Source organism: Curtobacterium flaccumfaciens (assembly GCF_013359815.1).
In the GTDB taxonomy this organism is placed as follows: Bacteria; Actinomycetota; Actinomycetes; order Actinomycetales; family Microbacteriaceae; genus Curtobacterium; species Curtobacterium flaccumfaciens.
On record NZ_JABMCF010000035.1, the window covers coordinates 117051 to 141710 of the forward strand.

25 protein-coding genes are annotated in these 24660 nt (G+C 70.2%); 21 read left to right on the top strand and 4 right to left on the bottom strand.

From position 1 onward, the window contains the following. The first annotated feature begins 85 nt into the window (after positions 1-85). From secY to map, 3 genes are read left to right on the top strand one after another with little or no spacing between them, the layout of a single operon-like run. Positions 86-1408, top strand: coding sequence for a preprotein translocase subunit SecY (gene secY / locus HP445_RS06710; protein ID WP_027466722.1), 1323 nt, complete (start codon positions 86-88; stop codon positions 1406-1408). After that, on the top strand, positions 1405-1995 hold the full coding sequence (locus HP445_RS06715) for an adenylate kinase (RefSeq protein ID WP_110863215.1): 591 nt from the start codon (positions 1405-1407) through the stop codon (positions 1993-1995). Before secY ends, HP445_RS06715 begins: the two co-directional genes overlap by 4 nt. A gap of 59 nt (positions 1996-2054) precedes the next feature. After that, positions 2055-2834 (top strand): type I methionyl aminopeptidase, encoded by a 780-nt coding sequence (gene map / locus HP445_RS06720; RefSeq protein ID WP_217499781.1) that lies wholly within the window; start codon positions 2055-2057, stop codon positions 2832-2834. A 145-nt stretch (positions 2835-2979) separates the two neighbouring features. On the opposite strand, the gene HP445_RS06725 is transcribed toward map, so the two are convergent. Further along, positions 2980-4275 carry an LCP family protein gene (locus HP445_RS06725; RefSeq protein ID WP_128780457.1) on the bottom strand — a complete coding sequence of 432 codons (1296 nt, stop codon included), beginning with the start codon at positions 4273-4275 and terminating at the stop codon, positions 2980-2982. Positions 4276-4569: 294 nt separating this feature from the next. Here HP445_RS06725 and infA point away from each other — a divergent pair, with 294 nt between their 5' ends. From infA to glmM, 13 genes are all read left to right on the top strand, one after another. Continuing rightward, positions 4570-4791 carry a translation initiation factor IF-1 gene (gene infA, locus HP445_RS06730; RefSeq protein WP_017885509.1) on the top strand — a complete coding sequence of 74 codons (222 nt, stop codon included), beginning with the start codon at positions 4570-4572 and terminating at the stop codon, positions 4789-4791. Between the two features lie 70 nt (positions 4792-4861). After that, positions 4862-4978 (top strand): 50S ribosomal protein L36, encoded by a 117-nt coding sequence (gene rpmJ, locus HP445_RS06735; protein WP_022903266.1) that lies wholly within the window; start codon positions 4862-4864, stop codon positions 4976-4978. A 186-nt stretch (positions 4979-5164) separates the two neighbouring features. Continuing rightward, positions 5165-5539, top strand: a complete 375-nt coding sequence (gene rpsM / locus HP445_RS06740) for a 30S ribosomal protein S13 (RefSeq protein WP_017885508.1) — start codon at positions 5165-5167, stop codon at positions 5537-5539. 9 nt (positions 5540-5548) lie between these two features. Next, the gene (gene rpsK / locus HP445_RS06745; RefSeq protein WP_017885507.1) at positions 5549-5947 is read left to right on the top strand and encodes a 30S ribosomal protein S11; all 399 of its coding nucleotides are present in this window, start codon (positions 5549-5551) and stop codon (positions 5945-5947) included. A 205-nt stretch (positions 5948-6152) separates the two neighbouring features. Beyond that, complete coding sequence (locus HP445_RS06750; RefSeq protein ID WP_017885506.1) at positions 6153-7148, top strand: DNA-directed RNA polymerase subunit alpha; 996 nt, start codon at positions 6153-6155, stop codon at positions 7146-7148. Positions 7149-7211: 63 nt separating this feature from the next. Further along, a complete protein-coding gene (gene rplQ, locus HP445_RS06755) occupies positions 7212-7790 on the top strand; it encodes a 50S ribosomal protein L17 (protein WP_071245471.1) in 579 nt (192 codons plus the stop codon). 122 nt (positions 7791-7912) lie between these two features. Continuing rightward, a complete protein-coding gene (locus HP445_RS06760; protein ID WP_128780458.1) occupies positions 7913-9049 on the top strand; it encodes an FUSC family protein in 1137 nt (378 codons plus the stop codon). Between the two features lie 76 nt (positions 9050-9125). Continuing rightward, entirely contained in the window at positions 9126-10034 is a 909-nt protein-coding gene (gene truA, locus HP445_RS06765; RefSeq protein ID WP_128780459.1) for a tRNA pseudouridine(38-40) synthase TruA, read from the top strand. Next, positions 10031-10774, top strand: coding sequence for an MBL fold metallo-hydrolase (locus tag HP445_RS06770; protein WP_128780460.1), 744 nt, complete (start codon positions 10031-10033; stop codon positions 10772-10774). Before truA ends, HP445_RS06770 begins: the two co-directional genes overlap by 4 nt. A gap of 125 nt (positions 10775-10899) precedes the next feature. Continuing rightward, positions 10900-13989 carry an ExeM/NucH family extracellular endonuclease gene (locus tag HP445_RS06775; protein ID WP_206647602.1) on the top strand — a complete coding sequence of 1030 codons (3090 nt, stop codon included), beginning with the start codon at positions 10900-10902 and terminating at the stop codon, positions 13987-13989. Positions 13990-14319: 330 nt separating this feature from the next. Next, a complete protein-coding gene (rplM, locus tag HP445_RS06780; protein ID WP_027466717.1) occupies positions 14320-14766 on the top strand; it encodes a 50S ribosomal protein L13 in 447 nt (148 codons plus the stop codon). A 36-nt stretch (positions 14767-14802) separates the two neighbouring features. Further along, positions 14803-15288: a 30S ribosomal protein S9 gene (rpsI, locus tag HP445_RS06785; RefSeq protein ID WP_027466716.1), complete on the top strand. Its 486-nt coding sequence runs from the start codon at positions 14803-14805 to the stop codon at positions 15286-15288. 22 nt (positions 15289-15310) lie between these two features. Then, positions 15311-16684, top strand: a complete 1374-nt coding sequence (gene glmM / locus HP445_RS06790) for a phosphoglucosamine mutase (protein ID WP_071406153.1) — start codon at positions 15311-15313, stop codon at positions 16682-16684. A 93-nt stretch (positions 16685-16777) separates the two neighbouring features. Here glmM and coaA read toward each other — a convergent pair whose 3' ends face one another. The 3 genes from coaA to HP445_RS06805 form a co-directional block, all read right to left on the bottom strand. Beyond that, positions 16778-17722, bottom strand: coding sequence for a type I pantothenate kinase (gene coaA, locus HP445_RS06795; protein ID WP_027466714.1), 945 nt, complete (start codon positions 17720-17722; stop codon positions 16778-16780). A 105-nt stretch (positions 17723-17827) separates the two neighbouring features. Then, on the bottom strand, positions 17828-18313 hold the full coding sequence (locus tag HP445_RS06800; RefSeq protein WP_071245463.1) for a glutathione peroxidase: 486 nt from the start codon (positions 18311-18313) through the stop codon (positions 17828-17830). Positions 18314-18323: 10 nt separating this feature from the next. Then, positions 18324-19511 (bottom strand): ATP-binding protein, encoded by a 1188-nt coding sequence (locus HP445_RS06805; protein WP_128780461.1) that lies wholly within the window; start codon positions 19509-19511, stop codon positions 18324-18326. 116 nt (positions 19512-19627) lie between these two features. Here HP445_RS06805 and glmS point away from each other — a divergent pair, with 116 nt between their 5' ends. The 5 genes from glmS to tsaE are packed head-to-tail and all read left to right on the top strand — an operon-like array spanning position 19628 to position 24657. Then, the gene (gene glmS, locus HP445_RS06810) at positions 19628-21475 is read left to right on the top strand and encodes a glutamine--fructose-6-phosphate transaminase (isomerizing) (RefSeq protein ID WP_128780462.1); all 1848 of its coding nucleotides are present in this window, start codon (positions 19628-19630) and stop codon (positions 21473-21475) included. Positions 21476-21483: 8 nt separating this feature from the next. Then, positions 21484-21879: a holo-ACP synthase gene (locus tag HP445_RS06815; RefSeq protein ID WP_111038494.1), complete on the top strand. Its 396-nt coding sequence runs from the start codon at positions 21484-21486 to the stop codon at positions 21877-21879. Further along, positions 21876-22979 (top strand): alanine racemase, encoded by a 1104-nt coding sequence (gene alr / locus HP445_RS06820; protein WP_071406148.1) that lies wholly within the window; start codon positions 21876-21878, stop codon positions 22977-22979. The genes HP445_RS06815 and alr (HP445_RS06820) overlap by 4 nt, the downstream gene beginning before the upstream one ends. Further along, entirely contained in the window at positions 22976-24142 is a 1167-nt protein-coding gene (gene alr, locus HP445_RS06825) for an alanine racemase (RefSeq protein WP_164941159.1), read from the top strand. Before alr (HP445_RS06820) ends, alr (HP445_RS06825) begins: the two co-directional genes overlap by 4 nt. Then, positions 24139-24657, top strand: a complete 519-nt coding sequence (gene tsaE / locus HP445_RS06830) for a tRNA (adenosine(37)-N6)-threonylcarbamoyltransferase complex ATPase subunit type 1 TsaE (protein WP_241660399.1) — start codon at positions 24139-24141, stop codon at positions 24655-24657. Before alr (HP445_RS06825) ends, tsaE begins: the two co-directional genes overlap by 4 nt. Positions 24658-24660 lie beyond the last annotated feature (3 nt).

The following is a 24660-nucleotide window of genomic DNA, read 5'->3' on the forward strand; positions in this document are numbered from 1 at the left end:
GGCATCCGCCAGCCGGGTCGGCCCTGCCGACCGAAACCGGTCCGGCCGCGATCGACGGCCCCGGTCCCACAAGTTCGGAGTCATCGTGTTCAGAGCGGTCGCGCGCATCATGCGCACCCCTGATCTTCGCAAGAAGATCGGCTTCACCCTCGCGATCATCGCGCTGTTCCGTCTCGGGTCGTACATCCCGGCACCGTTCGTCGACTACGCCGCCGTGCAGAGCTGTCTCGCCAGCGCGTCGTCCTCCGGCGGTCTCTACGACCTCATCAACCTCTTCTCCGGCGGCGCGCTGCTGAAGCTCTCGGTCTTCGCGCTCGGCATCATGCCGTACATCACGTCGTCGATCATCGTGCAGCTCCTGCGTGTGGTCATCCCGCACTTCGACACCCTCTACAAGGAGGGCCAGTCGGGCCAGGCGAAGCTGACGCAGTACACGCGCTACCTCACCATCGCGCTCGGTGTGCTGCAGTCCACGACCCTGATCACGGTCGCCCGCTCCGGCGCCCTGTTCGGCACCAACGCCTCCGCGTCCTGCACGTCGATCATCTCGAACGACAGCTGGTACGCCATCATGCTGATGGTCGTCACGCTGACCGCGGGTACCGGCCTCATCATGTGGATGGGCGAGCTCGTCACCGAGCGCGGCATCGGCAACGGCATGTCGCTCCTGATCTTCACGTCGATCGCGGCGCAGTTCCCGTCGGCGCTCTGGGCGATCGAGCAATCGCAGTCGTTCGAGCTCTTCCTGTTCGTGATCCTGGTCGGACTCGTGATCATGATGGCCGTCGTGTTCGTCGAGCAGTCACAGCGGCGGATCCCCGTGCAGTACGCCAAGCGCATGGTCGGGCGGCGGACGTACGGCGGCAACAACACCTACATCCCGATCAAGGTGAACATGGCCGGCGTCGTGCCCGTCATCTTCGCCTCGTCGCTGCTGTACCTGCCGGCCCTGATCGCGCAGTTCAACCAGCCCTCGGACGGTTCCGAGCCGGCCGCGTGGGTGACCTGGATCCAGAACAACCTGACCTCGGGTGACAACTGGTTCTACATGGTCCTGTACTTCCTGCTCATCGTCGGGTTCACGTACTTCTACGTGGCGATCACCTTCAACCCCGAAGAGGTCGCCGACAACATGAAGAAGTACGGCGGGTTCATCCCCGGCATCCGTGCCGGTCGTCCGACCGCCGAGTACCTCGACTACGTCCTCACCCGGGTGACGCTGCCCGGTTCGCTCTACCTCGGTCTCATCGCGCTCATCCCGCTGGCAGCACTGGCGCTGTTCGGCGCGAACCAGAACTTCCCGTTCGGTGGCGCGAGCATCCTCATCATCGTAGGTGTCGGTCTCGAGACCGTGAAGCAGATCGACTCGCAACTGCAGCAGCGTCACTACGAAGGGCTTCTCCGTTGAGCGCACGTCTCATCATCGTCGGACCTCCCGGAGCCGGGAAGGGCACCCAGGCCGGCCGCATCGCCGACTCCTTCGGGATCCCCGCGATCTCGACCGGGGACATCTTCCGCAAGAACGTGGCAGAGGGCACGCCCCTCGGTGTGCAGGCGAAGGCGATCATGGACGCCGGCGACTACGTGCCGGACTCCCTGACGAACGAGCTCGTGAAGTCCCGCCTGCAGGAGCCCGACGCCGAGCACGGCTTCCTGTTGGACGGCTACCCGCGAACGGTCGGTCAGGTCGAGTACCTCGACGCGCTGCTCGCTGAGCAGGGCACCGGGATCGACGCCGTCGTGCAGCTCGTCGCCGACCAGGACGAGCTCGTCGGTCGCCTGCTCAAGCGCGCCGAGGACCAGGGCCGCAGCGACGACAACGAGGAGACGATCCGTCGTCGCCAGCAGGTCTACGCCGAGCAGACGGCGCCCATCGTGGCGGCGTACGGCGAGCGTGGCCTCGTGGTCGACGTCGACGGCCTCGGTGCCATCGACGAGGTCGGCGACCGCATCCAGACGGCACTGGCGGGCCGCGGGCTCTCCGCGACCGTCTGACCAGCGTGGTGCGGTTCAAGAAGCCCTCGATCTACAAGACCCCGGACGAGCTCCGGGTGATGGTCCGGCCGGGTCTGCTGACCGCCGAGGCGCTCGACGCCGTCCGTGCAGCGATCCGTCCGGGGATCACCACCGGTGAACTCGATGCGATCGCCGAGCGCACCATCCGTGACGGCGGTGGAGTCCCGAACTTCCAGCTCGTGCCCGGCTACCGCCACACGCTGTGCGTGTCGGTGAACGACGAGATCGTGCACGGGATCCCCGGTGAGCGCGTCCTCGCGCCCGGCGACATCGTGTCGGTGGACGCCGGCGCCGAGGTCGACGGCTGGAACGGCGACAGCGCGTTCACGACCGTCGTGCCCGGCGGCGACGCAGCGGTCGCCGCAGCCCGTCAGATGCTCTGCGACACGACCGAGCGGTCGCTCTGGCACGGCATCGCCGCGCTCGCCCACGCGAAGAACCTGCACGAGGTCGGCTCGGCCGTGGAGGACGCGATCGACGAGACCGGCGCGTGGGGCATCGTCGAGGACTACACCGGCCACGGCATCGGCCGGTCGATGCACGAGGATCCGCCGGTCTTCAACTACCGCGTGCGCGGTGCCGGACCTGCCGTCAAGCCGGGGCTGGTGGTCGCCATCGAGCCGATGGTCACGGCCGGCGCGATCGACAGCTCGACGGACGACGACGAGTGGACGGTCCGGACGCTCGACGGCTCGGACGCCGCGCACTGGGAGCACAGCGTCGCGGTGCACGCGGCCGGCATCTGGGTGCTCACGGCCGCCGACGGCGGCGCTCGGGGCCTGGCCCCGCTGGGTGTGACGCCCGTCCCGATCCCGTAGGACGGGCCTCCAGTCCGCACGCGGTGCCCACGCTGGGTGTCTCCGCACGATGCGACGGCCAGGAGGTCCGGCTGGCGTCCGCCGCGTCGACGACGTCGCGTGGACCCACCCGACCACCGCCGGGCGCACGCGCCGTGGCATCGCGTCAGTTGCCGACGGAGCAGGTCTCCTCGGAGGCGCTCTGCCCGGTGATCGACGAGGGCAGCGGCGTCGCCGACGCGGTCGGCGTCCGCGTGGCGGTCGCGCTCGACGTCGCCGACGGTGTGCCGGCGGACGACGAGGGTCCGGACGAACCCGCGGTGCCGGACGGCCCCGAGGAGCCGGACGACCCGGTGCTGCTCGACGTCCCGCCGCTCGACGGCGACTCCTCGGAGGCGCGACCGGTGCTCGAGTCGCTCAGCGACGACCGGACGTCGTTCTGCAGCGCCACGTTCAGGGTGTGGGCCGTCTCCTGGTCGACGATCACGCGGGCGCTGTCGGCGGGGTCGTCGGCCACCGGGTACTGCACGAAGAGCATGTTGGCCGTGCTCATCCCGCGCAGGGCGGCCGCGAGCTTGACGAGGGTGCCGGTCTGGGCCAGGCCGTCGGACAACGTCATGTTGGACAGGGCGGCGCCGGCCAGCTTGTAGAGCGTGATCGGGTTCGAGAGCGTGCCGTCCGAGGTGACCTTGCGGAGGAGCGCCGACAGGAACACCTGCTGCGAGCTGATGCGGGCGAGGTCGCTGCCGTCGCCGACCCCGTGGCGGGTGCGCAGGAAGGCCAGGGCGTCCGAGCCCTCGAGGGAGTGCGAGCCCGTCGTGAGGTGCAGGCCGGTGAACGTGTCGTCGATCGGCTCGGCGACGCAGACGTCCACACCGCCGAGGGCGTTCGACATCTCGATCACGCCGTCGAACGTGATGAGCCCGGCGTAGGGGATGCTCAGACCGGTGAGGTTCTCGACCGTGTCCACGACGCAGGAGACACCGCCGTTGCCGAGCGCGGTGTTGAACATCGCCGAGGTGGACGCCGGGTAGGTCGTGCCGGTCGCGGGGTTCGTGCAGGCCGGGATGGGGACCATCAGGTCACGGGGGAAGCTGACGGCGGTGAGCTGCTGGTGGTCCGCCGAGATGTGGATGAGCATCGTGACGTCGTTGCGGGCGCCCTCGACGTCCTCGTCGGAGTCGAACTGGCCGACCCGGGTGTCGCTCCCGATGAGCAGGATGTTCGCCCCGCCCTTGATCGCCGAGATGTCCGCGGTCTTCGCGGTGCTCTGGTCGTCGGTGCTCAGCGCGACGGTCTGCGGCGCGGTGGCGAGCTGTGCCCCGGCGATCGCGGCGACGCTCGTGCCGCTCACGAGCAGGACGGCGACGGCGGACGCGACGACGGTGACGAGCGTGCCCCAACCCCGGCGACGGGCCTGCTTGCCGTGGCTGGCGAAGGGGCGTCGGGTGGCGTCGGGCACGTGTTCTCCGTTCGGTGGTCCGGCGCGAGCTGCTGGTGCGACGGACGTGGCTGCGGAGCAAAACTACGGTTCGCGCGCATGTGTGCGCCCGGAGCGCGCCGTCAAACCACTGTGCAACGCTCAGGCACGGCCCCGGAAGCCCCAGACGTGGGGTGTTCCGCGTCCCCACTTGGCAATTGCGGGTTTACCACATAAGATCGATCTTTGGTGTGTCATGCCCGCTCGGGTGTGGCGACCGACCCGCAGACCGGTTCGGGGATCACACCTGTTCCACAACCAAGCGACAGTGAGGCTATGGCCAAGAAAGACGGCGTCATCGAGATCGAAGGCTCGGTGCTCGAAGCTCTGCCCAACGCGATGTTCCGCGTTGAGCTGACGAACGGACACAAGGTCCTCGCGCACATCTCCGGGAAGATGCGCCAGCACTACATCCGCATCCTCCCCGAGGACCGCGTGATCGTGGAGCTGAGCCCGTACGACCTGACCCGCGGCCGGATCGTCTACCGCTACAAGTGATCCGCGAGCTGGAAAGGAACGGCACGGCAATCCTGCCGAGCACGAAGCCAGCGAGCACGAGGAAAGAACCATGAAGGTCAACCCCAGCGTCAAGCCCATCTGCGAACACTGCCGTGTGATTCGCCGCAAGGGCCGCGTCATGGTGATCTGCAAGAGCAACCCGCGTCACAAGCAGCGCCAGGGCTAGTCCCGGGCGCGTGACCGGCGCCGACGGTGTCCCTCGGACACCAGGCTGCTCGAGCACGACCCACAACTGAAGATCGACAACGCAGTACCAGAACCCGGTCGCACGACGACCGGGGGACACCTCGGGGCGGAGGCCCGAGCACCGGTACTGCGCCACACCTCCATCGACAACAGGAGCAGCCATCACATGGCACGTCTAGCAGGCGTCGACATCCCGCGCGAGAAGCGCGTGGAGATCGCACTCACGTACATCTACGGCGTCGGCCGTACCCGCGCCGTCCAGGCACTGACGGAGACCGGTATCTCCGGTGACATCCGCGTCAAGGACCTGACCGACGACCAGCTCGTCGCCCTCCGTGACTTCATCGAGGGCAACTTCAAGGTCGAGGGTGACCTCCGCCGTGAGGTCGCCGCCGACATCCGCCGCAAGGTCGAGATCGGCAGCTACGAGGGTCTTCGCCACCGTCGTGGTCTCCCGGTGCGCGGTCAGCGCACCAAGACCAACGCTCGTACCCGCAAGGGACCGAAGCGCACCGTGGCAGGCAAGAAGAAGGCTCGATAGGAGACCCCGATGGCTACCCCCAAGACTGCCGCGCGCAAGCCGCGCCGCAAGGAGAAGAAGAACGTCGCTGTGGGCCAGGCCCACATCAAGAGCACGTTCAACAACACGATCGTCAGCATCACCGACCCGTCGGGTGCCGTCCTCAGCTGGGCGTCCTCGGGTGCCGTGGGCTTCAAGGGTTCGCGCAAGTCGACGCCGTTCGCGGCGCAGCTCGCTGCCGAGTCCGCTGCGCGTCAGGCGCAGGAGCACGGCGTCAAGAAGGTCGACGTCTTCGTGAAGGGCCCGGGTTCGGGTCGCGAGACCGCGATCCGCTCCCTCCAGGCCGCTGGCCTCGAGGTCGGCTCGATCAACGACGTCACGCCGCAGGCGCACAACGGGTGCCGCCCGCCCAAGCGCCGTCGCGTCTGACGCGAGGAGCAACCGGCCGCGCCCTGCTCGTCCCCTGACCGGATCCGTTCCGGCGAGGGCGGGCAGGGCCCGCGGCCATTCCTGGTCGTTCGATCGCGCACGTGTGTGCGCGTGATCACAACTCAACAGACCCGTCGGGGCCCATGCGGCCCCGTCGTACCGCCAAGTGTCATATAGCGGACACTTCGCCGAAAGGAATCCCACAGTGCTCATTGCACAGCGCCCCACCCTGACCGAGGAGCCGATCTCCGAGCACCGCTCGCGCTTCGTCATCGAGCCGCTCGAGCCGGGCTTCGGTTACACCCTCGGCAACTCGCTGCGCCGCACGCTCCTCTCCTCGATCCCCGGCGCGGCTGTCACCAGCATCCGCATCGACGGCGTCCTCCACGAGTTCAGCACCGTTCCCGGTGTCAAGGAAGACGTCACCGAGATCATCCTCAACATCAAGAGCCTGGTCGTCTCCAGCGAGCACGACGAGCCCATCACGGCGTACCTGCGCAAGCAGGGTGCCGGTCAGGTCACCGCGGCGGACATCTCCGCTCCGGCCGGCGTCGAGATCCACAACCCGGAACTCGTCATCGCGACCCTGAACGACACCGCGCGCTTCGAGCTCGAGCTCACGATCGAGCGTGGCCGTGGCTACGTCTCGGCGACGCAGAACCGTTCCGAGTTCAGCGAAGCCGGTCAGATCCCGATCGACTCGATCTACTCGCCCGTCCTGAAGGTCACCTACCGCGTCGAGGCGACGCGTGCCGGTGAGCGCACGGACTTCGACCGCCTGGTCGTCGACGTCGAAGCGAAGCCGGCCATCACGCCGCGCGACGCCATCGCGTCGGCTGGTCGCACGCTGGTCGAGCTGTTCGGGCTCGCTCGCGAGCTCAACACGGCGGCAGAGGGCATCGAGATCGGCCCCGCGCCGGTCGACGCCGTGCTCTCGAACGAACTGCAGACCCCGATCGAGGACCTCGACCTGTCGGTCCGCAGCTACAACTGCCTGAAGCGGGAGGGCATCAACACGGTGTCCGAGCTCGTCGCCCTGTCGGAGACGCAGCTCATGAACATCCGCAACTTCGGTCAGAAGTCGGTGGACGAGGTCAAGGACAAGCTCACCGAGCTCGGCCTGTCCCTCAAGGACACCGTCCCCGGATTCGACGGCGCCCACTTCTACAGCGGGTACGACGAGGACGAGTCCAACAACTGACCTCGCGCTCACGCGCAAGCGCGCTGACACCGCGCGCACCACTTTCACCACTGGAGAACTGACATGCCGAAGCCCACCAAGGGCCCCCGCCTCGGTGGCGGTCCCGCCCACGAGCGCCTGCTCCTGAGCAACCTCGCCAACGCCCTCTTCACGCACGGTCGCATCACGACCACCGAGACGAAGGCCAAGCGCCTCCGCCCGGTCGCCGAGCGTCTCATCACGTTCGCGAAGCGCGGCGACCTGCACGCGCGTCGTCGTGTGATCAGCATCCTGCGCGACAAGTCCGTCGTGCACACGCTGTTCACCGAGATCGCCCCCCAGGTCGAGGACCGCCAGGGCGGTTACACCCGCATCACGAAGCTCGGCTTCCGCAAGGGCGACAACGCCCCGCTGGCGTCGATCGAGCTCGTCCTCGAGCCCGTCTCGAGCACGCCCGCTCCGGTCAAGCGCAACTCGGCTCCGGCCGCTGCTGCCGCCCCGGTCGACGAGCCCGCCGCCGACGAGACCACCGAGGAGGCCCCGGTCGAGGAGACCGAGACCACCGAGGAGTCCGCCCCGGTCGAGACCGAGTCCGAGACCGAGGCTGCTGCCGAGGTCGAGGCCGACGCCGCCGAGAAGTCGGACGACGCCGACACCAAGTAGTCCGGTGCCCTCCGGGGCGCTGCACCACCACGAGGAAGCCCCCGCGACCCAGGTCGCGGGGGCTTCCTCGCGTCCGAGGCTGGTCGTGCACACCGACTGCTCGGCGTACCGTCACGTGCCGGGTGCGACGGAAGGAAGTCATGGCGTTCCAGCACGTTACGGGTCTGGGGACCCGGGTCTGGCGGTGGAGCCGGACCTCGGGCACACAGCCGCGCCTGCTGCACGCCGGCAAGGCCGCCGCCGCCGCGGTGATCGCCTGGTTCGTGGCGCGGCACATCCCGGGCGTCGCGGCCGAGTACCCGTACTACGCGCCACTCGGTGCCGTCGTCGCGATGCAGACGACGGTGTTCGCGGGCATCCGGAGCGGTGTGCAGACCCTGGTCGGGATCGCCCTCGGCATCATCATCGCCGCGTTCACGATGTGGGTCGGCGATCCCGGCTTCCTCGCGATCGCGCTCGCGGTCGGCGTCGGGGTGCTGGTCGGCGGGTTCCGCGTGCTGGGCGAGGGCAGCTCGTGGGTGTCCACCGCGGCGCTCTTCGTCCTGCTCGTCGGCGGTGCCAACGCCGAGGGGTACTCGCTCGGGTACCTCGTGCAGATGGCGGTGGGCGTCGTGATCGGGCTGCTGGTCAACTTCCTGGTGTTCCCGCCGCTGCACTTCTGGGACGCAGAACACCGCATCGACGCGGTGAACGGCGTGCTGGCGGACCACCTCGACGGGCTGGCAGCCGTGCTCGAGGAGGGCAAGCGCGACGAGAAGGCGTGGGACCACCAGCAGGACCGCCTGGACCGTGCGATCGCGGACGTCCGGTCACGGGTGGCGATCGCGCACGAGAGCCGTCGACTCAACCCCCGCGGTGCCCTGCGCGGGTCGCGAGCACGGCTCCAGAAGGACGGCGGACGCTTCCGCGCACTGGAGCGGGTCGCCTGGTACACGACCGACCTCACCGAGCTCGTGGCACGCTCCGGCCCGGTGTCCGAGGGCGTCGGGCGTCCGGACCCGGCGTTCGCCACCCCCATCGCCGAGGCACTGCGGAAGATCGCCAGCACGATCCGCGGCGACTCCCCGGAGGACCAGGCCGAAGAGGCCATCGCACGACTCGAGAGCGCGCTCGACGCATCGCGCGAGAACCCCTCGCACGTCGCGGTCACCTCGGCCGCGCTCGTCGCCCTGCGCGGGATCGTCGAGTCCGAGCGACGCGCCACCGACGACCTCGACACCCGGACCGGTCCGTCGGCGTTCGGCCGTCCGCGCGGCTGAGCGGGTACGGGCGGCCGCCGTCCGGCAGACGGATCGCGGGCCGGGAGGCACGGATCATCCCCGCTACGGTGGTCACGTGGACGAGACGGTCGGCTTCCAGGACCCCGACAGCACGGGTGAGGTGCGGCTCCGGCTGGACATCGCCTACGACGGTGCGGCGTTCTCCGGGTGGGCCCGGCAGCCCGGGCTCCGGACCGTCCAGGGCGCCCTCGAGGCCGCACTCGGCACCGTGTTCACCCGCTGGGGCGAACCGCCGTTGCTCACCGTCGCCGGACGCACCGACGCCGGGGTGCACGCCACGGGGCAGGTCGCGCACCTGGACCTGTCGGCGGAACAGTGGGCAGCGCTCACCGCCAAGCGCGGGACGGGCCGGTCACCGCTCGACGGGCTGCTCAAGCGGGTCAACGGCATCGCAGCACCCGAGGGGGACGTCGTCGTCACCGGAGCTTCGGTGGCGCCCGACGGGTTCGACGCCCGGTTCTCCCCGCTCTGGCGCCGGTACGAGTACCGGATCGCGGACGCCGACGCCCCGCGCGATCCACGTCGTCGTGGGCACACGGTCTGGCACGCGGCACGGCTCGATCCGGCAGCGATGGAGCGCGGTGCGCTGACGTTGCTCGGGCTGCACGACTTCGCGACGTTCTGCAAGCCGCGCGAGGGGGCGACGACCATCCGGACGTTGCAGCAGTTCCGCTGGGTCCGCGAGCCGGACGGCGTGCTGGTGGCGCGCCTCCAGGCCGACGCCTTCTGCCACTCGATGGTGCGGGCCATGGTCGGCGCGACCATCGCCGTGGGCGAGGGCCGCTTCGGCCCGGACCGCCTCGAGGAACTGCGCATCGCCGAGGAACGCACGAGCGCCTTCAAGACGGCGCCGGCGAAGGGACTGACGCTGACCGAGGTGGGCTACCCGGCAGACGCGGAGCTCGCGGAGCGGGCGGAGCAGACCCGGGCCCGCCGGTCGGCGGACGGTACCGTCGAGGGATGAGCCCGCGCGAACCCCGTTCCGTCGTGTCCGTCGCCCCCGGAGTCGTCTTCGTCGAGGGCCCCGTGTCCAACTGGGTGGTGCTGGTCGAGGAGGACGGCGTCGCGCTGATCGACGCCGGCTACCCGGCCGACACCGACCTCGTGCTCGACACCGTGCGCGCCGCCGGACACGACCCCGCCGACCTGCGTCGCGTCTACGTCACGCACGGACACGTCGACCACGTCGGCGGCATCCCCGGGATCCTCGAGCGGTACCCCGACGTCGAGGTGCTCGCCCACGCCGACGAGCTCGCCAACGTGCGCGGACCCGAGCGGCAGCAGGTCACCCCGGCGGAGATCGGCGGCCGGCTCGCCAGCCCCCGCGTGCTCGCCTGGCTGGCACGGGCGATCCGCTCCGACGCCCTCCGACCCACCACCGTCCCCTCCGCTCGCGCGTTCACCGGTGCGGACTTCACCGGTCGGGCGATCGCACCGTTCCCGGCCGTCGGCCACACCGACGGCTCGACCGCGTACCTGCTGCCCGCGGCGGACGCGATCGTCACAGGCGACGCGGTCGTCAGTCGGCACGACACCCAGCCGGGGTCGTGGGCCCCGCGGCCGCGGATGATCACGCCGTTCTTCACCGCCGACCAGGACCGCGCGCTCGAGTCGGCACGGGCGCTGCCGTTCCCGGCGCTCGTGCTGCCGGGACACGGACCGGCCGTCCGACGCGTGGGCGGGACCTGGCTGCCGATCGGCTGATTCCACCGAACGCGAGCGGCTGATGCCGCGCGATCGGCTCGTGCCGCCGCACCGCTGATGTTGCCGAACGCAATCATTTACCTCGACGCAACCTGAACGACCCCGCAGGTCGGTAGCGTGCGGGCATGGCCAACACCCTCGGGCGCACTCTGCTGTGCGCCACGGCGGCCGCGACGCTCCTCGCGGCTCCACTCGTCACCGTCACCGCAGCGACCGCGAACCCCGAGGGGACCGACCTCGTCATCGAGGAGGCCTACCTGAAGGCGGGGAGCAAGGGCGCGTTCTACAACGAGAAGTTCGTCGAGATCGGCAACCCGACCGACGCCGCCGTGTCGCTCGACGGGTGGTCGCTGCAGTACCGCTCCGCCACGGGTACCGGCACGTTCTCGGCCAGTGCACTCCAGGGCACCGTGCCGGCGAAGGGCACCTTCCTGGTGTCGATGGCGGGCAACGGCGGGGCCACCCCGGCCGGCGAGGACCTGCCCGCCGCCGACGACACCGCGACGCTCAACCCCTCGGGCACCACGGGCACGCTCGTGCTGTCCGACGCCACCGCACCCCTGGCGCTCGCCGCCGGACCCGTCACCACCGGCACCGACGGCGTGGTCGACCTGCTCGGCTACGGCGCCTCGAACACGTTCGAGTCGGCCGTGCGCACCGTGACCGGGGACAACTCCGTGCCGAACGGCCTGGTCCGCCAGGGCACCACGGACACCGACGTCAACGGTGCGGACTTCTCCGTGACGACGACGCTCACCCCACGGAACGCCGCGGGCGAGACGACGGCACCGACCGAGCCCACGGACCCGACCGACCCGGGTGACGGCGGGACCCCGACGCCCGGCACCCCCGCCGAGACGGTGACCATCGCCCAGCTGCAGGGCACCACGGACACCTCGCCGTACGCCGGCAAGAACGTCACGACCGACGGCGTCGTCACCGCGGTCTACGGCACCGGTGGCTTCAACGGCTACACGATCCAGACCCCCGGCACCGGCGGTGCGATCGACCTCGGCGCCCACACCGCGTCCGACGCGGTGTTCGTCTTCTCGTCCGCCACCGCCGGCCTGGTGCACGAGGGCGACCACGTGCGGGTCACCGGTGCCGTGTCCGAGTACTTCGGCCTGACCGAGCTCACGGTGTCCGGGGCCTCGTCGCTGCAGCAGCTGGACGACACCGTCGCGGCGCCACAGCCCGCAGCGGTCGCGTTCCCGTCGTCCGACGCCCAGCGGGAGTCGCTCGAGAGCATGCTCGTCGCTCCCCAGGGCGCGTACACGGTCGCCGACAACTACACGACGAACCAGTACGGCGAGGTCGTGCTCGCCAGCGGCACGAAGCGCCTGGTCCAGCCGACGGAGGTCGGCCGACCGGGCAGCGCCGAGGCGAAGGCCGTCGAGGCCGACAACGCCGCGCGCAAGGTCACGCTCGACGACGGTGCGAGCACCAACTTCCTGACCCAGGCGAACCAGGGCATCCCGGTGTCGTGGCTCACCCAGGGCCCGGTCACGGTCGGGGCCGCCGCCACCTTCACCGAGCCGGTCGTCCTCGACTACCGCAACAACGGGTGGAAGTTCCAGCCGACCGCCCCGATCACGGGTGCGACCCCGGCCGCCGAGCTGCCGGCGTCGTTCTCGAAGGTGCGCCAGCCGGCACCGCAGGACGTCGGTGGCGACCTGAAGCTCGCCGGCTTCAACGTGCTCAACTACTTCCCGACCACGGGCGACGAGCTCACCGGCTGCAAGTACTACACCGACCGTGCCGGTGACCCCGTCACGGTGAACTCCGGCTGCGACGCCCGCGGTGCCGCCGAGCAGGAGGACTTCCTGCGCCAGCAGGTCAAGATCGTCAAGGCGATCAACGGCCTGGACGCCGACGTCGTCTCGCTCGAGGAGATCGAGAACTCGGTCCGCTTCGGTCAGGACCGCGACGCCGCCGTGGCCACCCTGGTCGACGCGCTCAACGCCGCCACCGGCCAGGACACCTGGGCCTACGCGAAGTCACCGGCCGTCGTGCCCGCGAGCGAGGACGTCATCCGCCTCGCCCTCATCTACAAGAAGGACCGCGTCGAGCCCGTCGGTGAGTCGACGATCCTGCTCGACGACGCGTTCACGAACGCCCGCCAGCCCGTCGCGGACGCGTTCCGCCCGGTCGGGGGCACCGCGGACGACGACTTCCTGGTGATCGCGAACCACTTCAAGTCCAAGGGCTCCGGCACCGGCGAGAACGCCGACCAGGGCGACGGACAGGGTGCGTCGAACGCCGACCGCGTCGAGCAGGCGAAGGCCCTCGTGACCTTCTCCACCGACATGCAGGAGCAGTACGGCACCGACAAGGTGTTCATGCTCGGCGACTTCAACGCCTACAGCAAGGAGGACCCGGTGGTGGTCCTCGACGAGGCCGGCTACACCGACCTCGGCCCGGCGCTCGACAGCACCGAGTACTCGTACGTGTTCTCCGGCCTGAGCGGCTCGCTCGACCACGTCTTCGCGTCGAAGGCCGCGCTCGAGACGGTCACGGGCGTGGACATCTGGAACATCAACTCGGTCGAGTCGGTGGGCCTGGAGTACAGCCGCTACAACTACAACGCGACGAACCTGTACACCGACGACGTGTACCGGGCGAGCGACCACGACCCGATCCTGGTCGGCTTCGACCTGGACGCCGCGGGCACCGACCCGGGCACGGACCCGACGCCGGTGCCGACCCCGACGCCGACCCCGGTGCCGAACCCGACGCCGACCCCGACCCCGACTCCGGTGCCGCCGGTCGACGGGATCACCCCGCCGGTTGCTCCGGTGGCACCGTCGGAGTCGTTGTTGACGGAGGTGAACCGTGGCGGGGTGTCTGCTCCGGCGACCGCTCGTGCGGGGGAGACGATCACGGTGACGGTCGGCACCGCGTCTGCCGGCGACACGGTGAACGTGTGGCTGTTCTCGGAGCCGACGCTGATCGGCACGGCCGTGGTGGCTGCGGACGGGACGGTGCGGGTGACGATCCCGGCGAACACGATGGCCGGCGTGCACCGTCTGGCGGTGACGGCTGCGGACGGGAGTCTGATCGGGTGGACCCCGATCACGATCACCGCGGACGGGCAGCTCGCGTTCACGGGTGCCGCAGGGCTGGGTGCCGGTGCGATGGTGGCGTTCCTGCTGCTCGCGGCGGGTGCGGGCGTGCTGATCGTGCGTCGCCGCCGTCGGACCGCGGCTACGGAGTAGTCCCCACGTCCCACGGGGGCACTTCGTGAGCAGGAATGGTCGGGTTCGCACAGCGGACCCGACCGTTTCTGCTCACGATGGGCGGTGGGCGCGACCGCGCGGCGGACGGGAGGCGCGGTGCGGGGCTGCCCCGCGCCTCCAGGCCGGCAGGCAGCCGCGTTTGACCGACGTACCCCGCGTCGGCTAGGCTCTCACCTTGGTCTGTGCGCCCCGCGCGCGGACAGTCAGATGAGCCCTCCAACCGAGGTGTTCCCCGTGCTTCTGCCCGTGGAACTCCCGACCGGAGTGGGATTCACGGACTCCTCACCTCGACACGAAAGCAGCACTCCTGTGACTCGCACGTTCTCACCGAAGCCGGCAGACGTCCAGCACGACTGGATCGTCATCGACGCCACCGACGTCGTCCTCGGCCGTCTCGCCACCCACGCCGCGGCGCTCCTGCGCGGCAAGCACAAGGCCACCTTCGCCCAGCACATGGACATGGGTGACTTCGTCATCATCGTGAACGCCGACAAGGTCGCCCTGACCGGTTCGAAGCTCGCGAAGAAGGTCTACTACCGTCACTCGGGTTACCCGGGCGGCCTGACGGCGACCTCCTACCCGGAGATGCTCGAGAAGCACCCCACCCGCGCCGTCGAGAAGGCGATCCGCGGCATGCTGCCGAAGAACACCCTCGGCCGCGAGCAGCTCAAGAAGCTGAAGGTCTACGCCGGCGCGGAGCACCCGCACGCCGCGCAGCAGCCCAAGCCGTACATCTTCGACCAGGTCGCACAGTAGTTCCGGCCACGACGACTTCAAGGACACAGAAAACTCATGGCTCAGATCGCTGATTCCCTCGACCAGACCCCGGAGAGCTTCACCACGGAGAGCGCACCCGCCGCTGCCGAGGCCGCTCCCCGTCAGATCCTCAACGTCTCCGGCGGTGCCGTCGGGCGCCGCAAGGAGGCCATCGCGCGCGTCCGGCTCGTCCCGGGCTCCGGCACGTTCGTCGTGAACGGCCGCACGCTCGAGGACTACTTCCCGAACAAGCTGCACCAGCAGCTCATCAACGACCCCTTCAAGGTGCTCGAGCTCCTCGGCTCGTACGACGTCGTCGCCCGCATCACCGGTGGTGGCCCCTCGGGTCAGGCCGGCGCGCTCCGCCTCGCCATCGCCCGCACCCTGAACGAGATCGACCGCGAGAACAACCGCGCGACCCTCAAGAAGGCCGGCTTCCTCACCCGTGACGCCCGCGTCATCGAGCGCAAGAAGGCCGGTCTCAAGAAGGCCCGCAAGGCTTCGCAGTTCTCGAAGCGCTAGTCGTCACCGGCTGAAGATCGCAATGCCGCGTCTGTTCGGTACCGACGGGGTTCGTGGTCTCGCCAACGGCGAGCTGACGGCCGCGCTCGCACTGGGTCTTGCCCAGGCGAGCGCGGCCGTCCTCACACACGGACACCATGCCGACGCCCGCCGGGCGTCGGGCCGACCGCGCCCGCGCGCGGTCCTCGCGCGTGACCCGCGCGTCTCCGGCGAGTTCCTCGGTGCCGCCGTCGCGGCCGGGCTCGCCTCGGCCGGCGTCGACGTGCTCGACGCCGGGGTCATCCCCACCCCCGCCGCGGCGTTCCTCGTCGCGGACATCGACGCCGACTTCGGCGTGATGATCTCCGCATCGCACAACCCCGCTCCCGACAACGGGATCAAGTTCTTCGCCACGGGTGGCCGCAAGCTGCCGGACGAGGTCGAGGACCGCATCGAAGCGGCCATGCACGACCACTCCGCACCCACCCCCACCGGCATCGACGTCGGGCGCATCTCGCGGTTCGCCGACGCCGAGGACCGCTACGTGGTGCACCTGCTCGGTACGTTGCCGCACCGGCTCGACGGCATCCACGTCGTGCTCGACTGCGCCAACGGTGCCGCCGCCGGCGTCTCCCCCGAGGTCTTCGTCAACGCGGGTGCCCGCGTGACGCTCATCGGTGCCGACCCCGACGGCTGGAACATCAACGACGGCGTCGGTTCGACCCACATCGACAACCTCGCCCGCGCGGTGCTCGAGCACGGTGCCGACGTCGGCATCGCGCACGACGGGGACGCGGACCGCTGCCTGGCGGTCGACGCCGCGGGCAACGCGATCGACGGTGACCAGATCATGGCGATCCTCGCGCTGTCCCTGCAGGAGCGCGGACGGCTGAAGGACGACACCCTCGTCGCGACGGTCATGTCGAACCTCGGGCTGAAGCGCGCCATGGCCGACGCGGGCATCACCGTGATCGAGGCCGGCGTGGGCGACCGCTACGTGCTCGAGAAGATGACCGAGGGCGACTACTCCATCGGTGGCGAGCAGTCCGGTCACATCATCTTCAACGAGTTCGCCACCACGGGTGACGGCATCCTGACCGGGCTGCACCTGGTCGCCGAGATGGCGCGCACGGGCAAGACCCTGCAGGAGCTCGCCTCGTGCATGACGGTGTTCCCGCAGGTGCTGCTCAACGTCCGGGGCGTCGATCGTCACGGGCTCGCCGACCAGGGTGTGCAGGACGCCATCGCCGCCGCCAGTGAGGCGCTCGGGGACAGCGGCCGTGTGCTGCTCCGTCCGTCGGGCACCGAGCCGGTCGTTCGCGTGATGGTCGAGGCCGCTTCGCAGGACGACGCCCAGCGCATCGCCGAGGAGCTCGCCGCCGTCGTGCAGGACCGCCTGGCGCTCGACGCCGCGTAGGTTCCCCTCCGCCGCTCACGGAACCAGGTTCCGGACACAGCACCGCGTTCTTCCGTGGTGTGGTGTCCGGAACCTGGTTCCGGGCGTCTCCGCTCAGATCTTGCGGAGCAGAACCGAGTTCACCTTGTGGTTCGCGCCCTTCTTCAGCACCAGGGTGGCGCGGGAGCGCGTGGGCAGCACGTTCTCGATCAGGTTCGGCTCGTTGATCGCCCGCCAGACCTCGGTCGCCGTCCGGACCGCGTCCTCACGCGAGAGCGAGGCGAACCGGTGGAAGAACGAGTCGGGGCTCGAGAACGCCTCTTCCTGCAGGGCGAGGAAGCGGTCGACGTACCAGGACTCGATGTCCTTCGTCTTCGCGTCCACGTAGATCGTGAAGTCGAACAGGTCGGACAGCGCGAGCCGCCCGTGCACCGGGGGCGCCAGCACGTTGAGGCCCTCGACGATGAGCACGTCGGGCTGCCGGACGACGATCTCGGCATCGGGCACGATGTCGTAGACCAGGTGCGAGTAGTACGGCGCGCGGACCTCGGTCGCCCCGCTCTTCACCTGGCTCACGAAGCGCAGCAGGGAGCGGCGGTCGTACGACTCCGGGAAGCCCTTGCGGTCCATGATCCCGCGGCGCTCGAGCTCGGCGTTCGGGTACAGGAAGCCGTCGGTCGTCACGAGCTCCACACGAGGGGTGTCCGGCCAACGCTTCGTCAGCTCGCGCAGCAGACGGGCGACGGTGGACTTGCCGACCGCGACGGAACCCGCGACGCCGATGACGAACGGCGTGCGCCCGGCGCGCTCCCCGAGGAACCGGCTCGTCTCGGCGTGCAGGTTCCGCGCGCCGGCGGCGTAGAGCGTGAGCAGGCGGGACAACGGCAGGTAGACCTCCTGCACCTCCTGCATGTCCAACCGGTCGCCGAGACCGCGCAGCTGCACGATCTCGGTCTCGGTGAGCGACAGGTGCTCCTTCGGGGCGAGCTGGGACCACTCGTCACGCGGGATCTCCACGAACGGGGTCGGGTGCGCGACGGCGGTCTCCGAGAACGGCATGGGATCGAGCGTACAGACGGGAGGCCCGGGGCACGTGAGCCGACCGGCTCACGCGCCCCGGGCCTCCCGTCCAGTGCTCGGTGCGCGTCCGCAGGACGCGACGCGTCAGGCGGGGAGGGCCGCCTCGATGGCGGCGACGACCTCTGGGGCGTCCGGCTTCGTGGTGGGGCGGAAGCGCGTGACGGTGCCGTCGGGGGCGACGAGGAACTTCTCGAAGTTCCAGGCGACCCGGCCGGCCTTGCCGTCGGCGTCCGGGGTCTCCTTGAGGGCCTGGTAGAGCGGGTGGGCGCTCTTGCCGTTGACCTTGACCTTCTCGGACATCGGGAACGTGACGCCCCAGGTGGTGGAGCAGTACTCGTCGATCGCCTCGGACGAGCCGAGCTCCTGCAGGAACTGGTTGCTCGGGAAGCCCAGCACCGTGAACCCGCGGGGGCCGTACTGCTTCTGCAGGGCCTCGAGCTGCTCGTACTGCGGGGCGAGGCCGCACCGGGAGGCGACGTTCACGACCAGTACGGCCTTGTCGGCGTAGGCGCCGAACGTGGTGTCCTCGCCGTGCAGCGTGGTGATGGCGATGTCGTCGAAGCGTCCCATGGCCCGGACGCTAGTCCACGATGTCGAGATCGGCCTGACGGCGGACGAACTCGCCCATGTTCGGCACCGTGAACGCCACCTTGCCGCGCTCGGGCGCGTAGATGATGCCCTTCTCGATCAGTCCCTGTCGTGCCGGGCTGGTCCCCTTCGGTTCCGCACCGAGGCGCGATGCCACGACGGCAGTCCCGGAGACGCCGGCCGGGTCGTCCGACATCGCCACGAGGTACTGCCGCTCGGCGGGTGTGGCACGGTCCCAGCGGGCCGGGAAGAAACCGCTGTCGAGTTCTGCGTTGCCGCGGTCGACGGCAGCTGCTGCGTCATCGTGGGTGATCCGTCGGTCGGCCGCGAGGTCCCACGCCGCCGCCCCGTAGGTCTGGAGGTAGTACGGGTACCCGCCCGAGGCATCGATGAGGAGATCGAGCGCCGCGGCGTCGAAAGTCACCCCGGAGCGGGCGGCCGGAACGGTGAGTGCGTCAGCGGCTGCTCCCGACGGCAGTGACCCGATCTCCCGGTAGTCGAAGAGGCGCTCGGCGTAGGACCGCGCCGCAGTGAGCTTGGCCGGCACGTTCGGCAGACCGGCCCCCACCATCACGAAGGGCCACCCACGTTGTCCGGCCCGGTGCTGGACGGACAGCAGCGCAGAGAGCAACTCGAGGTCGAGGTCCTGGACCTCGTCGATGAAGAGTGCGAGCGCCCGGTTCTGCTCCCGCAGCGCGGGGGCGAGGTCCTCGACCAGTTCCTCGAGGTCGATCTCGATGACGCCGGAGTCCGCGCGACCCTCGACGGCGGAGAACCCCAGGTCGAAGCCGATGTTCCCGAAGTGCACACCGAACGACGTGACCGTGCCGAGCGCGCGCTGCACGGCTGCGCTGACCGAGTGGCCGCGGGCGAGGCGACGTGCTGCGAGCGCGATCTCCCGCGCGAGCCTCCGTCGAGCACCCTCTCGGCCGGACACGCTCGTCTGCCCTTCGACGTCGACCACCAACCACTCCGCGGCGTCAGCCTGCATGCGGAACTGGTTGAGGAGGACGGTCTTCCCGACCCCACGCAGCCCGTGGAGGATCATGCTGCGCGTTCCGAGCGCGCGCCGCGACCGTGCCACGACGAGGTCGAACGCCTCGATCTCGGCGTCGCGTCCGACCAGCTCCGGGGGGCGCAGGCCGGCGCCTGGCGAGTACGGGTTGAGTGCGGCGTGCATCGAGGAGACTCTACGCGTGTCTAACGGTTTCCGCAGAATGGCACCGATTGTGCTCGATTCGCTCCCCTCGGTCGCTTCGCAGGGTCGGCGTCCAGGCAGACCGTAGGATCGGTTCCATGTGTGGAATCGTCGGCTACGTCGGCAGCAACAGCAGCCAGGACGTCCTCCTCGGTGGCCTCCGTCGCCTCGAGTACCGCGGCTACGACTCGGCGGGCATCGCCGTCGTCGACCCAGCCGGAGACCTCGTGTCGGCCAAGAAGGCCGGCAAGCTCCAGGCCCTGGTCGACGAGCTCGAGTCGTCGCCCATCCCGGACGGCACGACGGGCATCGGGCACACCCGCTGGGCGACCCACGGTGGCCCGACCGACGGCAACGCCCACCCGCACCTGGCCGACGGCGACAAGCTCGCCCTCATCCACAACGGCATCATCGAGAACTTCTCCGAGCTCCGCGCCGAACTGCAGGCCGAGGGCATCGAGTTCCGCAGCGAGACCGACTCCGAGGTCGCCGCGCACCTGGTCGGACGGGCCTTCCGCGACACCGGTGACCTGACCGCAGCCATGCAGCAGGCCGTGCAGCGGCTCGAAGGGGCCTTCACGCTCCTCGTCGTGCACGCCGACCAGCCCGGCGTCGTCGTCGGTGCCCGTCGCAACTCGCCCCTGGTGGTCGGGCTCGGCGACGGTGAGAACTTCATGGGCTCGGACGTCGCCGCCTTCGTCGCCCACACGCAGCGCGCGCTGTCGATCGGGCAGGACGAGATCGCCACGATCCGCCCCGACGGCGTGGACGTCGTCCACTTCGACGGCACCCCGGCCACACCGACCGAGTTCGAGGTCAACTGGGACGCCTCCGCCGCCGACAAGGGCGGCTGGAGCTCGTTCATGGCGAAGGAGATCAGCGAGGAGCCCGAGGCCGTCGCGAAGACGATCCTCGGTCGCGTCCACGACGGCGCCGTCACGCTGACCGACCTCGACCCGATCGCCGAGCGCCTGGCGACGGTCGACCGCGTCATCGTGATCGCCTGCGGTACCGCCGCCTACGCCGGCATCCTCGGCAAGTACGCCATCGAACAGTGGGCCCGCATCCCGGTCGAGGTCGAGCTCGCGCACGAGTTCCGCTACCGCGACCCGGTGCTGAACGAGCGCACCCTGGTCGTCTCGATCAGCCAGTCCGGCGAGACCATGGACACGCTCATGGCGGTCAAGTACGCCCGCGAGCAGGGCGCGCAGGTCCTGTCGATCTGCAACACCCAGGGCGCCACGATCCCGCGTGAGTCCGACGCCGTGATCTACACGCACGCCGGGCCCGAGGTCGCCGTCGCGTCGACCAAGGCCTTCATCGCCCAGGGCGTCGCGCTCTACCTGCTCGGGTTGCACCTGGCGACGCTGCGCGGCACGCTCACCACCGAGCAGATCGCCGAGCAGGTGGCCGAGCTCGAGGGGCTCGCCCCGAAGCTGCAGCAGACCATCGAGGATGCCGCCGGCATCAAGGACCTGGCGCGCTGGATGGCGGACACCCGGAGCGTGCTGTTCCTCGGCCGCCACGTCGGCTACCCGATCGCGCTCGAGGGTGCCCTCAAGCTCAAGGAGCTCGCGTACATCCACGCAGAGGGCTTCGCCGCCGGTGAGCTGAAGCACGGCCCGATCGCACTGATCGAGCCGGGCCAGATCGTCTTCGTCATCGTGCCCTCGCCGCGCGACCCCCGATCGCTGCACCCGAAGGTCGTCTCGAACATCCAGGAGATCCGCGCACGCGGTGCCCGGGTGATCGCGATCGCCGAAGAGGGCGACGCCGCGGTGCTGCCGTTCGCCGACGAGGTCCTGCGGATCCCGCTGGCGACCCCGCTGTTCGAGCCGCTGCTCGCCGTGGCACCGCTGCACATGTTCGGCATGGAGCTCGCCGCGGCCAAGGGCCTCGACGTCGACCAGCCACGCAACCTCGCGAAGTCGGTCACCGTCGAGTAGTCGCGACGGTGATCATCGGGATCGGGGTCGACGTGGTCGACCTGGAGCGGTTCGAACGGGTGCTGGAGCGCACACCGGCGATGCGGGCGCGGCTGTTCACGCCGTCCGAGCAGGTCCGTGACGGCGAACCCCGGCCGATCGCGTCCCTCGCCGCACGGTTCGCTGCCAAGGAAGCCCTGATCAAGGCCTTCGGGTCGAGTGCCGGGCTGAGCTGGCAGGACCTCGAGGTCGTGTCCGACGACCAGCGGAACCCGTCGCTCACCCTGCACCAGGGCGCCCGGCAGGTGGCGGACGCGCGTGGCGTGACGAGCGTGCACCTGTCGCTCTCGCATGATGGAGGGATCGCGACCGCGTTCGTGGTCCTGGAAGGAACAGACGTGGTCCTGGAAGGAACGGTCCGGTGAGTGCGTTCACCGGCATCACCGTCGATCGCGGAGCCCTGATCGAGAACTACGCGACGATCGCCGACCGGGTCGCACCGGCCGGGGTCATCGCCGTCGTCAAGGCGAACGCCTACGGCCACGGGGCCCTCGACGCCGCGCAGGCCTTCGTGGACGCCGGAGCCGAGTGGCTCGGGGTCGCCGACATCGACGAGGCCGTCGCGCTCCGTCAGGGCGGCATCGACGAGGGGGTCCGGATCCTCGCGTGGCTGCACGCCCCCGACGAGGACTTCCGTCGCGCCGCGCAGTTCGACGTCACGCCCGCGGTGTCGAGCGTCGAGCAGCTCTCCGCAGCAGCCGACTCCGACGTCCGCGCCGTGCACCTGTGCGTCGACACCGGCCTGAGCCGCAACGGTGCGGTCGAATCCGAGTGGGCCGAGCTCTTCGCGACCGCCGGCGCCCTGGCCCGCGGCGGCAACCGCACCCGGGTCGAGGGGCTCATGTCCCACCTGTCGAACGCGTCGCGCACCGACGACCTCGACCAGGACGCCGCACTGCAGCGGGCGCTGGACGGCCTCGCCGCGAACGGCATCGTGCCGGACGTGGTGCACCTCGCCGCGAGTGCCGCGAGCATCGCCGTGCCGGAGACCCGCCACGACCTGTCCCGCGTCGGACTCGCCCTGTACGGGCTGAGCCCCTTCGACGGTCGCACCTCTGCCGACCTGGGGCTGCGCCCGGCGATGCGGGTCACCGCCGCCGTGCTCCGCACCGTGCCGGTCGCTGCGGGCGACGGTGTCTCCTACGGCTACACCTGGCGCGCCGAGACGGACACCCGTCTCGCCGTGATCGGCCTCGGCTACGCGGACGGCTTCGACCGCGACTTCGGCAACCGGGTCTCGGTGCGGATCGGAGACCGGACGTTCCCGGTGGTCGGACGCGTCGCGATGAACGCCATGCACGTCGACATCGGCGACGCCGACGTGCAGGTCGGCGACGAGGCGGTGCTGTGGGGCGACCCCGCGAACGGCGACCCCGCCGTCGAGGACTGGGCCGACGCCATCGGCACGATCAACTACGAGGTGGTCGCCCGGATCGGCCGCAGCGTGGAACGGAGGACGACGTGAGCTCCGCACCGCTGCGTCAGGCGCGCATCGACCTCGACGCCTACCGGGCCAACCTCGACCGTGTCCGCGAGTGGATGGACCCGGTCGCCGTCATGGCGATCATGAAGGCCGACGCGTACGGGCACGGCCTCGAGCCGATCGCGCTCGCCGCGGTCGACGCCGGCATCCGCTGGATCGGTGTGCTGACGGTGCCCGCAGCGCTGCGCCTACGCTCGATCGGCGTCGGCGAGGACGTCCACCTGTTCACCTGGCAGCACGACCCCGACCTGGACTTCCGTGACGCCATCGACTCGGCCGTCGACCTCGGCGTCTCGAACGTCGCCGAGCTGCAGCGCATCATCGACGCCGTCGACCAGCGCCCGGCCCGAGTGCACCTCGGCGTCGACTCCGGCCTGCACCGCGACGGCGCGACCCCGGCGGACTGGCCGGCGCTCGTCGAGCTCGCCCGTGACGCCCAGCGGAACGGCCGCATCGAGGTCGTCGCCGCGTACACGCACCTGGCCGAGGCGTCCGACCACGAGGACAGCGCCGCGGTCGCCGTGTTCGACGCCGCGATCGAGATCGCCGAGGACCTGGGACTCGATGTCCCGATGGAGCACGTCGCCGCGTCGCTCGCGGGGCTGGAGCGCAAGGAGTTCCGCAAGGACATGGTCCGGATGGGCGCGAACCTGTTCGGCATCCCCGGAGCCGACGGGGTCTCGGCGGCCGACCTCGGACTCGAGCCGGTGATGACCCTGACCGCGTCGGTCGCGAAGACGAAGCGCGTCCCCGTCGACACCGGCGTCTCCTACGACTACACGTACCGCACGGCGACCGAGACGACCCTGGCGCTCGTGCCCGTCGGGTACGCCGACGGGGTCCCGCGTCTGGCGCAGGGCCGCATCGAGGTCGCGATCGGCGGCAAGCGCTACCCGATCGCCGGCCGCGTCGCGATGGACCAGTTCCTGGTGGACGTCGGCGAGGACGACGTGCAGACCGGCGACACCGTCGTGCTGTTCGGCACCGGCGAGCACGACGAGATGACCGTGCTCGAGTGGGGCGCGGCGCTCGAGACCATCGGCGAGGAGATCGTCTGCCGCATCGGCAGCCGCGTGCCCCGGTTCTACGAGGGCCACGACATCGAGGGACGGGTCGGGGAGTACCTGCGGGGCGAGCGGCCGTGACCGAGTCGGCGCGCGTCCTGCTCGACACCACCGTCGACGGCACCGACGCGATGGGGGAGCTCGGCGCCCGGCTGGCCGCCGTGCTGCGCGCGGGGGACCTCGTCGTGCTGACCGGGCCGCTCGGTGCCGGCAAGACGACCCTGACGCGCGGGCTCGGCGCCGCACTCGGTGCGCGCGGCCAGGTGTCCAGCCCGACCTTCGTCCTCGCCCGGACGCACCCGACGACCGCCGGCCCCGACCTGGTGCACGTCGACGCCTACCGTCTGTCCGACCCGGTCGAGCTGGACGACCTCGACCTCGACTGGGACGCCGCCATCGTCGTCGTCGAGTGGGGGCGCGGCATGGTCGACGGCATCAGCGACAGCGTGCTCGACGTCGAGATCACCCGGGCCACCGGCACCGACGCGGCCGACCACGGTGTCGACGACGACCTCGATCCGGACGACGTGCCCGACGAGCCGCGCCGGGTCGTCGTCACCGCGACGGGGCCGCGCTGGACGGGCGTCGACCTCTGACCC